Source organism: Geodermatophilus sp. CPCC 206100, from assembly GCF_048569675.1.
In the GTDB taxonomy this organism is placed as follows: domain Bacteria; phylum Actinomycetota; class Actinomycetes; order Mycobacteriales; family Geodermatophilaceae; genus Geodermatophilus.
This window is the reverse complement of sequence record NZ_JAQISV010000016.1, coordinates 50,691-65,271: the sequence shown is the minus strand read 5'-3', so window position 1 is coordinate 65,271 and position 14,581 is coordinate 50,691. Positions and strand designations below refer to the sequence as shown.

Here is a 14,581-nt window from a genome sequence, read left to right as displayed (position 1 = left end):
CTCCTCCGTCGTGGATCTCGGTGTGCGGGGTGGTCGGACGGTGCTGGCTCCGACGATCACGCTAGGGACGGCGCGGGGAGCTGCGCTTCTCGATTCCTGACCGGTCCGGTTCCTGCTCGGCACGACTCGTGCCCGCCGTTCCGGGGCTGTCGTGCGGCAGGGTCGCGGGGGGACGGAACCCGTCGACCGGCCACCGGAGGAGGGACCCCTGTGCCCACGCCGGACGTCGAGCTGCGGCGGTTGCGACGGGAGGACCTGCCCCTGGTCAGCCGCTGGCTGCGCGATCCGCGGGTGGCGCGGTGGTGGGCCGAGGACCCGAGCGCCGCCGCCGTCGAGGCCAGGTACGGGCCGAGCATCGACGGCACCGACCCCACCGAGGTCTTCGTCGTCAGCCTCCCGGGCGCGGCTCCCGGCGAGGACGCGCGCCCCTTCGCCCTGGTGCAGCGCTACCGCTTCGCCGACGAGGCCGACTACTCCGCCGAGGTGTCGGCGGTGACGCCCGTGCCCGCCGGTGCCCTCAGCATCGACTACCTGGTCGGCGAGGCGGACCTGCAGGGCCGCGGCCTCGGGCCCACGGCGATCGCCGCGGTCGTCGCCGACGGCTGGGCCCGGCACCCCGACGCCCGCGACGTCCTGGTGCCGGTGGCCGCGGGCAATCGCGCCTCCTGGCGGGCCCTGGAGACGGCCGGCTTCACCCGCGTCGCCGAGGGGCCGATGGAGCCGGACAACCCCGTCGATCCGCCCGACCACTACGTCTACCGGCTGTCGCGCCCGAGGGAGTGGAGGTAGCCGTCCACCCGGCCGGGATCGGAGCCGAGGCGGCGGACCGCCGCGGAGGCGGCGGTGACGGCGCTGTTCACCGACACCTCGGAGAGCAGCCCGGGAGCGGCGACCTCGTCGCCGGCGAGGAACACGTCGTCACCCTGGTCCACGGACGGGCGGTCCCGCCAGGTGGAGCCGGGCAGGTCCAGTGCGCCGGTGCGGCCCCGGGCCACCGAGTCCCGCCGCCACGCCGTCCGTTCCCGCCACCCGGGGACGCCGCAGTCGAGCAGCTGCTCCACCGAGGCGGTGGTGGCGGCCCGGTCCTCGCCGTCCCTGATCGGCCGCTGGGCCTGCACGAGGGCGTGCCCGGCCGGGGCGAGGGTGGGGTCGACGCGGGAGAACGCCTCCAGCCAGCCGGGCCGGTCGATGTCGGAGACGACGAACGGGTCCCCGCGGCGGCGTTCGACGGCGACGTCCACCAGCAGCGTGCTCCCGCTGATGGCCGGCGTGGTCAGGGGCCGGCCCAGCAGGGTGCGGGCGGCGGGCAGCGACGTCGCGACGACGACGGGCCCATCGGGGAGCGCCGCGACCGGCCGCCCGGTCTCGATGCGGACCCCCAGCGCGCGGGCGTGGTCGGCGAGCCGGTCGACGAGCGCGCCCCATCCCCCGACGACGTAGCGGGGGCCACCGGCCGGGTTGGTCACGCGCAGCAGCCGCTCCCAGACGAAGGCCGCAGACAGCCGGCCGGGGTCGTCGACGAAGGTGGCCACGCCGGCGAACGCCGAGGCCGCGGCGGCGACGTCCGGGCCATGGGTGCCGGTCACCCAGCTCGAGAAGTCCTGCTCGACCGGGGCAGTCCTCCGGCGGCGGGCGAGCAGGCCCAGCAGTCCGGGCGGGGGTGTGGCGCGCAACCGGCCGTCCCGGTGGAAGCGGATGCCCACGACGGCGGACAGCGACACCCGCCGGTAGGGCCGCGTCAGGCCGCGGGCGGCCAGCCACGACCAGGCCGATCCGTCGCCGTAGAAGACGTGTGGACCGTCGTTGGCCACGAAGGGGCTCGGCGTCGAGCGCGCTCGACCGCCCAGCCGCGTGTGGGCCTCCTGCAGGCGCACGTCGGCGCCGGCCTCGGCCGCGGTCACTGCGGCGACCAGACCTGCCAGGCCACCGCCCACCACCACCAGCTCGTCTCTGCTCATGCCCCTGAAGACACGGCCCACCCGCCCGTTGTGACATCGCCCCGGGCAGCGCACCCGGATGTCACAGCCGGAGCCCGTGCGGTGTCATGTCGGGTGTGACCTCTCCGTCGCGGCACGATCCCGTCACCACGTTCGAGGAGCACCGCTCCCTGCTGACCGGCATCGCCTACCGGATCCTGGGCACCGTCGCCGACGCCGAGGACGTGGTGCAGGAGACCTGGCTGCGCTGGGCGACGGTCGACCACGGCGACGTGCGGGATCCGCGGGCCTTCCTCGCCACCACGGCCTCCCGGCTGGCCCTCAACGCGCTGCGGTCCCAGCGGCAGCGCCGGGAGAGCTACACCGGACCCTGGCTGCCCGATCCGCTGCCCACCGCGGACGGCGGGCCCGTGGCCGCCGATCCCGCCGAGCCGGTGCTGCTCGCCGAGAGCGTCTCGCTGGCCTTCCTCGTCGTCCTGGAGTCGCTGTCCCCGCTGGAGCGGGTGGCGTTCGTCATGCACGACGTGTTCGGGTTCGGCCACGACGAGGTCGCGGCGAGCGTCGGCCGCTCGGAGCAGGCGGTCCGTCAGCTGACGTCCCGCGCCCGCCGCCACGTCCGGGAGCAGCGCCCCCGCACCGTGACCGACCCGGTCGAGCACGCCCGGGTCACCGAGGCGTTCATGCGGGCCGCCGTCGACGGGCAGGTCTCCGCCCTGCTGGAGGTGCTGGCCCCCGACGTCGTGGTCCTCACCGACGCCGGTGGCACCCAGAAGGCCGCGCTGCGGCCGATCAACGGCGCGGACAAGGCGGCCCGCTTCCTCGCCGCGATCAGCGCCGACGTGCCCGGCGTCCGCTGGGCGCTGGCGCCGCTCAACGGCCGGCCCGGAGTGCTGGTGTACGTCGGCGACCAGCTGCTGGGCACCGTCGACCTCGACACCACGTCCGGGCGCGTCACCACGGTGCGGGCGCAGCTCAACCCGGCCAAGCTCACCGCCGTCCGCGGAGCCGGCTCGCCGTAGTCCGTCGACCGGCCGGTCCCGCTGCGCGCCGGGCCCGGTGGGCCGGTTCCTCCCGGTCGAGCGGAGAGCGGTACAACCGGGGCCTGCGGGGCACCGTCCGCGCAACGACGGAGGAGGACGAACGTGGGCAGCGACTCGGCACCGGCCATCCGCCTGGCGGAGACCGGCGACCTCGACGGGGTCCTCGCCGTCCAGGAGGAGAACCAGCCGGAGAACGGCGGGACCCTCTCGGCGCGCTTCTCGCGCGAGTGGTTCGCGGCCGCGGTCGAGAGCGGATGGCTCATCGTCGCGACGGTGGACGGCCGCGTCGCGGGCTACGTGGCGTTCACGCCGCCCGAGGCGCAGGCGCACGTGCCGATCGTCCAGGCCATGCTCCGCGCCTACCCCGACCCCGGCGCGTACCTGCACGGACCGATCTGCGTGGCCCGGGACTCCCGTCGGCGGGGGATCGCGGTCGCCATGTTCCGCGCCCAACGCGAGCGGATGCAGAACGCCCCCGTCATGGCGTTCATCCGTGCGGACAACGCGTCCTCCCGCAACGCGCACGTGGGGATGGGGATGCGGGAGGTGGCCGAGTTCGAGCGCGACGGCACCCGGTACGTCGTGGTGGCGGCGTAGCGGTTCCGGGCCGGGCCCCGCCGGTCCGCCGACTGAGTGGGGCCGTTCCGGACCGTCGTCGTCGCGCGTCTGGTTGTCGGGAGCTCCGTGGGCTTGTGTCTTGCCATGCCCGGAGGAGGTGAGTAGGACTGCCCAATCGGTCCCGCCCGGGTCCGGATCATGTCTCTCAAGCTCCGTGAGGCACTAGATGCGACGCATCCACGCGGGAGCAGGTGTCCTCGTCATCGCCGCTGTTCTCGCCCTCCCGGTCGCGGCCAGCGCCGAGGAGTACCCGACGAGCGAGGCCGGATCGACCACCTCGACGTCGGAGACCGTCGCGGGTGACACCACCGGCACGACCGCCACGTCGACCACCACGAGCGCGCCGACCACCACGAGCGCGCCGACCACCACGACGGCGACGACGACCACGACGGCGCCCACCACCACGACGACGGCGACCTCGACGACCAGCACGGCGAACCTCGGCACCGCGGACCTCGACTGCCGCGACTTCCCGACCCAGCAGGCCGCCCAGGCCGAGTTCGACCGGGACACGAGCGACCCGCACGGCCTGGACGCGGACGACGACGGGGTCGCGTGCGAGAGGCTCGCCAGCGGTCTCGCCGAGGACAACACGACTCTCCCGGGCGGCACCACCTCGCCGACGACCACGGCGACGACGACCCGGACCACCGGGACGACGACGACCGCCACGACGACTCGGACCACCGGGACGACGACGGCCACGACGACGAGGACCAGCGGGACGACGACGGCCACCACGACTCGGACCACCGGGACGACGACGGCGACCACGACCCGGACCAGCGGGACGACGACGGCGACCACGGCCACCACGAGCCGGACCACCGCGACGACCACCACGGCCTCGCGGACCACGACGGGGTCCACGACGGCGACGGCCTCGACGACCCCCACCGCCACCTCGACCGCCACGGGCACCCGGACCAGTGCGACCGCGACCAGCCAGGCGGTGGTCCGCCCCGCGGGCGGCGTGGCCGCCGGTGACGGCAGCACGGCCGAGGGTGGGAGCAACGCGATCCCCTACACGATCGGCGCCCTCTTCCTGGTGGGAGCCGGTGGCGCCGCCGTCGCCTCGCGGCGCAACTCCCGTCCGAGCGCCTGAGGGCCCTCGTGGAGGCAGGCACCGAGCCCTCGGTGACCGCGGGCCGGGAGGGGGCACCGCCGGTCGAGCGTCACGTGCACGGGCCGCCCGGCAGGCGTCGTCCGGCCCGGCCCCGGGCCGCCCGGATCTGGGCAGCGGTGTCCGTCCTGCTGGCGCTCGTCGGCATCGCGGTCATCGCCTTCGCTCCGCGGGAGCAACCGAGCACCGAGCCCGTCCGGCTCGACGTCCCTCTCGCCCTCGTGCCCCCGCCACCCCCGGCGGTGCTGCCAGCGGCTCCGGGGGAGTCGTCGCCGCCGGTCGACCCGGCGGAGTCGCCGGCTGCCGTCGACCCCGGATCGCCGCCTCCCGTCAGCCCGGGGGAGTCGCCGTCTCCGGTCGGCCCGGCGGCCGGTGACGGAGCCGACGGGGCGCCGTTGCCCGCGAGCAGGCCGGTCCGGGTGCGGATCCCCGTCCTCGGCGTGACGTCCTCGGTCATCGGCCTCGGCCTGGAGGCGGACGGCTCCATGGAGATGCCCGTGGGCGCGTATCCGGTGGGGTGGTACGACCGCAGTCCCACGCCGGGGGAGATCGGCCCGTCCGTGATCGTCGGGCACGTCGACTGGGCCGGCGACCGCGGAGCGTTCTACGGACTGCGCGCCCTGCGGCCGGGCGACCGGGTCGTGGTGGACCGCGCCGACGGCACCACCGCCACCTTCCGGGTCGACGGGGTCGAGCGGCACGACAAGGACGCCTTCCCCACCGGCGAGGTGTACGGCGACGTCGGCTGGCCGGCCCTGCGGCTGATCACCTGCGGCGGCCGCTTCGACCGGAAGACGGGCGACTACGAGGACAACGTCATCGTCTTCGCCCGCCTGGTCAGCACCGCCTGAACCGCGACGGCCTGCCGAGCGCTGAGCGGGGATCTCAGCGGAGACGCGACAGCCCGCCGGTCGGGCGCCGGGCACCGCGCCGGGCGCGACGGCGGATCCCCTGGGAGATGAGCCGCGCGACGGCAGAGGGGTGCCAGCGCCGTCCCGCGGGCGTGCAGAAGCCCTCGGCGTCGAGGGCGGTCGCGATCGTGTCGATCGCCATCCCCTCCCGGTGCAGCTCGAGGAGTCTCGACAGGCCGTGCGCGTCACCGCCGTCGGCCCGCACGCGCCCCGGCGTCCCGGCGCGGGCGGTGGACACCGTCCGCTCGGCCAGCGGGCTCGTCCACCCGGGCCCGTCCAGCAGCGCCCCCACCGGGACGGCCGGACCCCACAGCCAGCCCTGAGCGGTCGCGCAGTCGAGCCCGCGTAGCAGCGCCGCCTGCTCCGCCGTCTCGACGCCCTCCGCCACGGCCGCGACGCCCATGGCCTCGGCGAGGTCGACGATCCACGCCACGATGGCCAGCGCGTCCCGGTCCTCGGCGATGTCGCTGACGAAGCTGCGATCGATCTTCAGGGCGGTGATCGGCAGGTCCCGCAGGTGCGCCAGGGAGCTGTACCCGGTGCCGAAGTCGTCCATGGCGATCTGGAACCCCAGCCGGCGCAGGCGGTTCAGGAGCCGCGCCGCGAACTCGGCGTTCTGCATGATCGCGGTCTCGGTGATCTCGAGGACCAGCAGTCCGGCGGGCAGCCCGGCCCGCGTGGTCCAGCCGGGCAGCTCGTCGAACAGTGACGCGTCGGCCAGGTTGCTCGCCGACAGGTTGACCGCCAGGGAGGCCTTGGCGGGCAGGGCTCCCGCGGCGCGGAGCCGGGCCATGTCGCTCAGGGCCTGCCGGATGCTCCAGCGGTCGAGCTGGGGCGCCAGGCCGGTCAGCTCGGCGACGCCGACGAAGGTACTGGGCGGGAGGAGCCCGTGCTCGGGGTGCACCCACCGGGCCAGGGCCTCCACGCCGACGACGGTCCCCGACGCCAGCTCGACGACGGGTTGGTACTCCAGGTGCAGGTCCCCGGCCGCCAGGGCAGCCGGCAGGTCGGCGGCCAGCTCGTACCGTTCTGCGCCGGTCCCGCCCGGCTCCTGGTGGAAGACGCGCACCTGCCCTTCACCGGCGCGCTTGGCGGCGTTGGCGGCCGTGTCGGCGCGGCGGAGCAGCTCCGCCGCCGGGACCCCCGCCTCCGCTCCGGCGGCGGCGACGCCGATCGACACCGTCACGCGGACGGTGTCTCCGTCGACGCAGTACGGCTCGGCGAGGAGGTTGCGGAGGAAGCAGGCGTAGGCGTGCGCCGAGTGCTCACCGGTGTCCTCGCAGACGACGACGAACTCGTCGTCCCCGAACCGTCCGACGGCGTCGGAGCCGGAGACGGCGTCGCTCAGCCGGACGGCGACGGCGCTCAGCAGCGAGTCGCCGGCGGCGTGCCCGCGGGAGGCGTTGACCACCCGGAAGTGGTCGAGGTCGACGAGCAGGACGGCGGTCGAGCGCTCCGCTCGTGCCAGTGCGGCGGCCAGCCGGTCGACCAGCGCCGCGCGGTCGGGACACGGTGCCGGGCCGGTGGGGTCCGCGCTCCGCCGCCGCTCCTGCACCGCCGTTCCCCGCGGACCCCGCTCGCCGTCGTCGTCGGACGGGCACGGGGACGTGGGCACGTGATCGCTCCTGTGCTGCGGGGGGACGGCGGCGCGCGACTGTGCACCGGGTGCCTCCCCAGGTTCGGCGGGAGCGGGGGCCGGTCACCAGATGCGCTCGTGCCAGCCACCTGGTGCCGATGTACTACCCGCCGCCGTCGACCAGCCCCTCGCGGACGGCGATCGACAGCACCTCGAGCTTGGAGTGCGCGCCGAGCTTGGCCGAGAGGTTGGCCATGTGGTTGCGGACGGTGTGCACGCTGATCGTCAGCCGCCGGGCGATGTCGGCGTTGGAGAGCCCCGTGGCCAGCAGGTCGAGGATCTCGCGCTCCCGCTCGGTCAGCTCGGCGCCCGGGGTCCCGGTCCGCTTCTGCAGGCGGGGCAGCAGCCGGCTGAGCAGCTTCGCGCTGACCAGGGACTCGCCGTCGGCGGCCGCCCGCACGCCGGCGATCACGTCGTCCAGCCGCTGGGTCTTGGCGATGAAGCCGGCCGCGCCGGCCTCCATGGCGGCGACGAGGACGCGGTCCGAGGCGGTCGCGGTGAGCATCACGATCTGCGCGGAGGGGCGGATGCGGTGCAGGTCGGCGATGGCGCCCACCCCGTCGCCGTCGGGCAGGCGGTGGTCGAGGAGCACGACGTCCGGAGTGGCCGACGCGACGAGGTCGCGTGCCTCGCGGATCGTCGTCGCCAGGCCGACGACCAGCAGGTCCGGTTCGGCCTCCAGGGCCTGCGCCAGGCTGGTGGCGAACATCTGGTGGTCGTCGACCAGGACGACGCGGACCGGGACGGGAGCCGGCCGGTCGGGCGGGTCGGGCCGGCTCACGTCCCGGAGTCTGTCACGTGCCGTCCGCTCGGACGGCCGTCCGGGATCGGTCGTCCGTGGTGCATCCGTACTAGTCCCGAGGTGCGCGCGCACCACGACAGGCGGCCCGCCGTGCGCGACCGTGCTCCCGTGCCCACCTCCGCCCCCGAGGAGATCACCGTCCTCGTCGCTGACGACGACCCCCGCGTCGGGCCCGCCGTGGCCGCACTCCTGGAGCAGGAGACGGACTTCCGGGTCGTCGGGCACGCCCGCACCGGTGACGACGCCGTCGCGGCTGCCGGCGAGCACCGCCCCGCCCTCGTCCTGACCGACGTCCGGATGCCCGGGGGCGGACCGGACATGGTGCGGCGGCTGGTCGCGCTGCCGCACCGGCCGGTCGTCGCGGGGTTCTCAGCGCAGGCCGACACCGCGACCTGGACGGGCGTCCTCGCGGCGGGCGCGTCGGCCTACCTGCTCAAGGGGACGGCGTCCGGCGACCTCCCGATGCTGCTGCGCCAGTGCCTGTGGGGTCACCTCGTCGTGATGGTCCCCGGCGCGCCCGACGTCCTCCGCCGGGTGCTCGCCGGTTAGCGCGGCGCTCCCGACCGGCCCGGCCGGTGCCTCCCAGCCGGGGACCGGGAGGGAGAACGACACGTCGGTCCCGGCGCCGCCCGGGCCGGGTTCGGACCGCCACCAACCACCCGACGCCGCGGCGCGGTCGCGCATGGCGACCACGCCCGAGTGCCGGCGCCCCGCTGGCCGGACGGACGCCGCTCCGGCCGTTCCCCGGCCGTCGTCCACCACGTGCACCTGCACGCCGCCGTCCGTGGCGTCGACGGTGACGACGACGCGACTCGCCGCCGCGTGCTTGCGGGCGTTGACCATGGCCTCGCGGGCGATCCGGTAGGCCGACACCCGCACCTGCTGCGGGAGGGGGGAGCGCCCCCGTTCCTCGACGGACCAGCTCACCCCGGACTCGTCGAAGACCTGCGCGGCCGCGTCGCGCAGGCCCTCGGCCAGCGTCGCGTCCAGGACCGGCGTCTCCAGCTCGAACAGCAGGTGGCGCAGCCGGACGGCGGCCGCGTTGACGGTGTCCAGCGCGACCTCCACCGCCGCGACCTCGTCCGGCGCGCTGCCGCGGAGCCGGTTCCGGAGGGCGCCGAGACGCAGGTCGACGGCCGCGAGCGCCTGGACGGAGTCGTCGTGGACGTCGGCGGCGATGCGGGCACGCTCGTCGTCCTGGGCCTCGACGAGGCGTTCGCTCAGGGCGCGCTCGCGGGCCTCGGTGAGCGCCCGCAGCTCCCGGAAGGTCAGCGCCGTGCGGCCCACCATGAGCACGCCGGCACACACGGCGAGGACGGCGGCGAGGGGTTCGGTCCCGGTCTGGCTGCCGTGGAAGAGCATCCCGAGGACGGCGAGGCCGCAGACGCCGGGCAGGACCAGCACGCTGACGCCCTCGAGGTCCACGGTCCGGAACTCCGTCCGGTGCAACGAGGCGAGCGCTGCGCCCGCGAGCAGCAGGCGGGCCAGGAGCCAGCCGAGGTCGACCGGGTGGCCACTGACGTAGGCGTCGTTCTCCACGAGGTTCGCGTAGATCGCGTCGGTGACGAAGAAGGTCACGAACGACGCCCCGAGCAGCCACCAGGACAGGCCACCGCCGCGGCCGAGCATGGCGAGGGCGGCGACCGCCACGGCGAGGAGGAGCAGGTCGGCGATCGGGTAGGCGGTGAGCAGGGTGGCGGCGCGGTCGCCGTCGAACGTGATCTCCGCGTCGTCGACGTAGTTCTCCGCGAGGGCTGCGACGGTCAGGCCGGCGATCAGGCCGTCGAGCGAGAGGCTGAACGCCATCCTGCGGGCCCGGCCGCGCAGCCGCAGGACCAGTCCCACGGCGAGCAGCAGGTAGAACAGGAGCCAGCCCGCGTCGGCCCACGAGGTCTGCGGGATCGGGTCCAGGTGCCGGTAGTGGGCGAAGTAGGCGGTGCTCCCCGCGAACGCGGCCACCAGCCCGAGGGTCATGCAGGTCCAGGCCGCGCGACCTCGCGGATCGGCCAGCACGCGCAGGCCGAGCACGACGATGACGAGGCCGTCGACGGTCATGTTGAGCCACCAGTCGATGGCCTCCACGTAGCCGGGCGTCGGCCGGACGCCCGGCACGAGCAGGACGGCGTACCCGGCACCCAGGACCAGCGTCAGCCAGGTGACCGTCCGGAGGAGCGGGGTGGTCGAACGCGGCACGTCGCCTCCGCATGTTGACGCCGGCGCCTGCTGCATCCCGGACGCGGGGATGGCGAGACACCCCGCGCAGGGGCGGGTCCCCACGTTCTCACACGCTGCGTCGGTCCGGACTCCGGCGGGCGAGCCGCGGTCGGCGGTGGCCGCTCGGTCACCGCGCAGCGCCTCCACGAGCTCGCCGGCTACGAGGCGGCTGTGACGTGCATCGCCTGGCGAGAGCACGGGTAGCGCCGGAGGGCGCTGTCCAGCGGTGTCCTGTGACGAGGGAGGAAGCGATGACCACCAAGGTGGAGAAGTCGATCCAGGTCGACGTACCGGTGAACCAGGCCTACAACCAGTGGACCCAGTTCGAGGACTTCCCGCACTTCATGGGCGGCGTCAAGGAGGTCCACCAGCACGACGACCAGCGCCTGCACTGGACGGCGGAGATCGCCGGTGTGCGGCGCGAGTGGGAGGCCGCCATCCTCGAGCAGGTCCCCGACCAGAAGATCGCCTGGGCGGCCACGGAGGGGGCGACCAACGCGGGGGCGGTCCGGTTCGAGCCGGTGGGCGCGTCATCGACGCTCGTCCACCTGACGCTGGAGTACGAGCCCGAGGGCGTCGTGGAACAGGTCGGCGACAAGCTCGGCATCGTGGAGCGGCAGGTGACGTCGGACCTGCAGCGGTTCAAGGAGCTCATCGAGAGCGAGGGCTACGCCACCGGGGCGTGGCGAGGGTCGGTCAACGAGGGACTCGACGTCGGGACCCCCGGCGTGGAGACGGCGGGGGTGACCCGGGGGGACAGCGGCAAGGCCGGAGTGTCCGCGACGACCGTCGTCGCCGGTGCGGCGGCCGCCGTCGCAGGCGTCGCCGCAGCGGCCGGCGCTGCCGCCGCCGCGTCGAAGAGCGACCAGGACACCGGGCAGCCGCAGCAGGAGCAGGAGGTCGCTGTCGTGCCGCAGCCGCCGGCGGATCAGGTCCGACAGGACGTGCTCATCGAGGCGTCGGAGCCGGAGGGCTACTCAGCCACGCCGTCCACCGAGGGCGTCGAGACCGGCATGACCGACCGCGACCGCGACGGCGGCGACGACCCGATGATCGGGGGCGGCAGCCGCTGAGCCGCGCGGCGGTGGAGGAGGGGCCGCCTCTTCCTCCACCGCCACGAAGGACCGTGCCGCCGGAAGGCCGGGAGCGGTCGGGGCCCATCGCGTCGACGAAGAGGGTGCACACGAGGTGTCGCGGCATCGCCTCCACGTGCCGGTCCGGTGCCACACTCCCGGGATGCCGGAGCCGTACACCGCCGTCGGCCTGATCCCCACGGTGCGTGGCATCCGCTCGCGCGGCGACATCGGCCGGAACCTGGAACACATCGCGCAGCTGTTCAAGGCCGCGTCCTGGTTGTCGAGCCTGGACCTACCGGTGCGGCTCGTGGCGATCCCCGAGGGCGCGTTGCAGGCGTTCAACGACGAGGTGCTCGATCTCGACCACGCGACGTTCGCTCGTGACTGTGCCATCGACATCCCGGGTCCGGAGACCGACTTCCTCGGAGACCTGGCCCGCAGCTACGACACCTTCGTGATGGCCCAGGCCAAGGCTCGGCACGAGGCCTTCCCGGACCGGTTCTTCAACGTCGGGTTCGTGCTCGACCGACAGGGCGAGATCGTCCTCAGACACCACAAGCTGACGACGCTCTACCCGGTGGAGCACTCGATGACCCCGCACGACGTCTGGGATCGTTGGGTGGAGCTCTACGGGCTGACGCTCGACGCCTTCTTCCCGGTGGCCGACACCGAGATCGGCCGGCTGGGCGTTCTGATGGCCAACGAGGGCTCCTATCCGGAGAACGCGCGCGGGCTGGCGATGAACGGCGCCGAGGTCGTCTACCGGGCGTCGTATCCGCATCCGCACACCGGCAACGAGTTCTTCGAGATCCAGAGTCGGGCGCGGGCACTGGACAACAACTTCTACGTCGTCGCGCCGAACCTGGCGACCTACTACCTGCATCCGGAGTCGCAGGACCCGATCGACACCTTCGGCGGTCGTTCGATGGTCATCGACTACAAGGGCAGGATCGTCGGTCAACACCTCTACGGGGCGGGCTCCTCCTATGTCGCGGGCACCATCGACATCGGAGCTCTTCGGCACTTCCGGACCCACGCCCAGTGGGACAACTGGGCGAAGGACCTCCGGACGGAGATGTACCGGCTCGTCTACCAGGACACCGTGTACCCGCCGAACCTCTACGCCGACCGCGCACCCTTCAGCCACGCGGAGTTCCGTGAACAGGTCATCGAGAAGCAGATCGAGCTGATGGTCGACCGCGGCGTCTGGGTACCCCCGACCCGGGAGTGAGTGCTGGCTGCCGACCGTCTGGACACGGGGACCATCACTGCACTCGGGCGTCTCGGCGTCGGACTCCGGAATGAGAAGCGGCAACGCGTGGAGCGGGTGACCGGGATCGAACCTGCATGGCCAGCGTGGAAGGCGGGACACGCCAACTCGTCCGGGCTGATCAGCTGCTCGTTCGCTGTCCGGAGGCCCACGCGTGACCCAGCTGTGACCCACGGGCACCAGGTTCGAATCCGGCCCCCTTGTGTGACGCCGCCCGCACGAGTCTCTACGCGGCGTCGTGGCCCTGAGGGACACCACAGCCATGATCAGGGCGCCAGGAAGGTGCGCCATCCGTCGGGAGGTGGTTGACCCGGCGAGAGTGTGCGTAGCCGGGCGAGCGTGGTCGGGTCCTGGGCTTCCAACCAGGCGACGAGTTGGCGGAAGGACACCAGGCGGACGTCAGGCTGTTCGGCCATCTGGCGCAGGGCGTCTTCGACGGCGTCCATGTAGATGCCGCCGTTCCACTGCTCGAAGTGGTTGCCGATGAACAGCGGCGCCCGGTTGGTGGTGTAGGCGCGATCGAAGCCCGCGAGATAGGCGTCGCGGGCCTGGGCGCGCCAGGTCGGGTACATACCCGGGTCGCCGTCCGTATCGCCGTCGGTCTGCTTGTACATGATGTTGTAGTCCATCGCCAGGACGTGGCGGGCCTTACCTGCGGGGGCATCGGGGAACGGCACAGCCTGCAGTGGGAAGTCCCACAAGCCCAACCGCTGGTCGGGCCAGACCTGTACTCCACCGGGTGAGCTGGCGTCGTACTTCCAGCCCAGGGCAGCGGCGGTGGGCAGCAGCCCCTCCTGGCCCTGCAGGCAGGGGGTGCGGCCGCCGATGAGCTCGCGCTCGTAGTCGAAGGGGAGCGGCGCCACATCGGGTCGGCCGGTCAGCCCGGTGGTGGTCTTCCAGGTCTGCACGAACCGCTTGGCTTGGGCGATCTCCTCGGCCCAGTCGGCCGGCGTCCACAGCGAGACCCCGTTGTCCCCGCAGAAGTGCCCGTTGAAGTGGGTGCCGATCTCGTGACCGTCCAGCCAGGCGGCGCGGACCTCGCTCATGGTGGCGACGACCTCGGCGGTGGACAGGAAGGTGATGTCCGAGGCGCCCACCGGATGCCGTGGCGGGGCGTACTGCATCCGGTGTTCGGACGGCAGGGCGTAGATGCCGCTGAGGAAGAAGGTCATCGCCGCGCCGTACTCGGCCGCCAGCGAGCGGAACCGCGGGAACAGTCCGGTCTCGAGGTTGGCTGCTCCGTCCCAGGAGAAGACGACGAACTGCGGCGGCGTCTGTCCTGGCTCCAGTCGCTCGGGCACCGGCTGGTGCGGCTGGGGACCTGTGTCGGCGGTCGACCCGTCGCCGATGACGATGAGGCGCCCGGTTCTGTCACTGCTCTCAGCAGCAGGGTCGTACCCGGTCAAACCACGGCCCAGCCCGGCCCCCAGCAGTGCCACCGCCCCGTATTCCAGGAACTCCCGCCGAGACAACCCGCTCATGTGGCCCAGCCCTTCCGCTCGTGGACGAAGCGGTCGCGGGCCCATCGTTCACGCGCTCCGAGATCAGCTGGTGGTGACTCGCCGAGCACTTGAACAAGTGTCCGCGAACGCCGTCACGACGTGTCCTCATCGAGATTGCTTGTGCATGGGACGCATATTGCCCGCGTCTGAGAACGCGCCTCTAAGACTCGATCACCGGGTCAGCCGGCGGGACATAGCAGGGTCTCGTGGTTGCGCACGCAGCGGCGGTGCTTGCTGATTCAAGCCAGGGTGCGTGCCACGACCCGAGTGTCTCTGGGAGAGCCTGTTCCGCGGGGCCGCACTGGATGTCCCTGACGACTCGCTGCAGGCCTCGGCGCTCGGCCGACTCACGACGCTGACTTGCACGGGCCTCCATTTGGTCGTATCACGCCCTTCGGCGCGACCGATCCGTGACCAATAGAGCGGAGAGCAGGAGGGCTCCAGGGGCC

The 14,581-nt window shown here is 73.5% G+C and carries 12 protein-coding genes and 1 pseudogene; 7 read left to right on the top strand and 6 right to left on the bottom strand.

Annotation, left to right across the window (positions count from 1 at the left end):
* Window positions 1-210: 210 nt before the first annotated feature.
* Entirely contained in the window at window positions 211-789 is a 579-nt protein-coding gene (locus PGN05_RS09560) for a GNAT family N-acetyltransferase (RefSeq protein ID WP_419752296.1), read from the top strand.
* Here the strand turns inward: PGN05_RS09560 and PGN05_RS09555 are convergent.
* On the bottom strand, window positions 756-1,958 hold the full coding sequence (locus tag PGN05_RS09555; protein ID WP_419752295.1) for an FAD-dependent oxidoreductase: 1,203 nt from the start codon (window positions 1,956-1,958) through the stop codon (window positions 756-758). The two genes, PGN05_RS09560 and PGN05_RS09555, sit on opposite strands and share 34 nt — an antisense overlap.
* A gap of 95 nt (window positions 1,959-2,053) precedes the next feature.
* Here PGN05_RS09555 and sigJ point away from each other — a divergent pair, with 95 nt between their 5' ends.
* Together sigJ and PGN05_RS09545 are read left to right on the top strand one after the other, a co-directional pair.
* Window positions 2,054-2,956 (top strand): RNA polymerase sigma factor SigJ, encoded by a 903-nt coding sequence (gene sigJ, locus PGN05_RS09550; protein WP_419752294.1) that lies wholly within the window; start codon window positions 2,054-2,056, stop codon window positions 2,954-2,956.
* Window positions 2,957-3,079: 123 nt separating this feature from the next.
* The gene (locus PGN05_RS09545) at window positions 3,080-3,574 is read left to right on the top strand and encodes an N-acetyltransferase family protein (RefSeq protein ID WP_419752293.1); all 495 of its coding nucleotides are present in this window, start codon (window positions 3,080-3,082) and stop codon (window positions 3,572-3,574) included.
* A gap of 183 nt (window positions 3,575-3,757) precedes the next feature.
* On the opposite strand, the gene PGN05_RS09540 is transcribed toward PGN05_RS09545, so the two are convergent.
* Window positions 3,758-4,612, bottom strand: a complete 855-nt coding sequence (locus PGN05_RS09540) for a hypothetical protein (protein ID WP_419752292.1) — start codon at window positions 4,610-4,612, stop codon at window positions 3,758-3,760.
* Window positions 4,613-4,711: 99 nt separating this feature from the next.
* On the opposite strand from PGN05_RS09540, the gene PGN05_RS09535 reads away from it, so the two are divergent.
* Window positions 4,712-5,572 (top strand): class F sortase, encoded by an 861-nt coding sequence (locus PGN05_RS09535; protein ID WP_419752291.1) that lies wholly within the window; start codon window positions 4,712-4,714, stop codon window positions 5,570-5,572.
* A 34-nt stretch (window positions 5,573-5,606) separates the two neighbouring features.
* Here PGN05_RS09535 and PGN05_RS09530 read toward each other — a convergent pair whose 3' ends face one another.
* Together PGN05_RS09530 and PGN05_RS09525 are read right to left on the bottom strand one after the other, a co-directional pair.
* Window positions 5,607-7,247 (bottom strand): putative bifunctional diguanylate cyclase/phosphodiesterase, encoded by a 1,641-nt coding sequence (locus PGN05_RS09530; protein ID WP_419752290.1) that lies wholly within the window; start codon window positions 7,245-7,247, stop codon window positions 5,607-5,609.
* A 124-nt stretch (window positions 7,248-7,371) separates the two neighbouring features.
* Complete coding sequence (locus tag PGN05_RS09525; protein WP_419752289.1) at window positions 7,372-8,049, bottom strand: response regulator; 678 nt, start codon at window positions 8,047-8,049, stop codon at window positions 7,372-7,374.
* 129 nt (window positions 8,050-8,178) lie between these two features.
* Here PGN05_RS09525 and PGN05_RS09520 point away from each other — a divergent pair, with 129 nt between their 5' ends.
* Window positions 8,179-8,619: a response regulator gene (locus PGN05_RS09520; RefSeq protein WP_419752288.1), complete on the top strand. Its 441-nt coding sequence runs from the start codon at window positions 8,179-8,181 to the stop codon at window positions 8,617-8,619.
* Window positions 8,620-8,670: 51 nt separating this feature from the next.
* On the opposite strand, the pseudogene PGN05_RS09515 reads toward PGN05_RS09520, so the two are convergent.
* A pseudogene (locus PGN05_RS09515) lies at window positions 8,671-9,360 on the bottom strand (sensor histidine kinase); the annotation flags it as partial.
* A gap of 1,175 nt (window positions 9,361-10,535) precedes the next feature.
* Between PGN05_RS09515 and PGN05_RS09510 the strand changes: the two are divergent.
* The gene (locus tag PGN05_RS09510; RefSeq protein ID WP_419752287.1) at window positions 10,536-11,357 is read left to right on the top strand and encodes an SRPBCC family protein; all 822 of its coding nucleotides are present in this window, start codon (window positions 10,536-10,538) and stop codon (window positions 11,355-11,357) included.
* A 163-nt stretch (window positions 11,358-11,520) separates the two neighbouring features.
* A complete protein-coding gene (locus tag PGN05_RS09505) occupies window positions 11,521-12,591 on the top strand; it encodes a nitrilase-related carbon-nitrogen hydrolase (protein ID WP_419752286.1) in 1,071 nt (356 codons plus the stop codon).
* A 305-nt stretch (window positions 12,592-12,896) separates the two neighbouring features.
* Here the strand turns inward: PGN05_RS09505 and PGN05_RS09500 are convergent, their stop codons facing one another.
* Window positions 12,897-13,931 (bottom strand): hypothetical protein, encoded by a 1,035-nt coding sequence (locus tag PGN05_RS09500; protein ID WP_419752285.1) that lies wholly within the window; start codon window positions 13,929-13,931, stop codon window positions 12,897-12,899.
* Between the last annotated feature and the right edge of the window lie 650 nt (window positions 13,932-14,581).

Coding starts and splice junctions, on each gene's coding strand:
- PGN05_RS09555 (WP_419752295.1), bottom strand. CDS start 1,958: ATGAGCAGAGACGAGCTGGTGGTGGTGGGCGGTGGCCTGGCAGGTCTG.
- PGN05_RS09510 (WP_419752287.1), top strand. CDS start 10,536: ATGACCACCAAGGTGGAGAAGTCGATCCAGGTCGACGTACCGGTGAAC.
- PGN05_RS09505 (WP_419752286.1), top strand. CDS start 11,521: ATGCCGGAGCCGTACACCGCCGTCGGCCTGATCCCCACGGTGCGTGGC.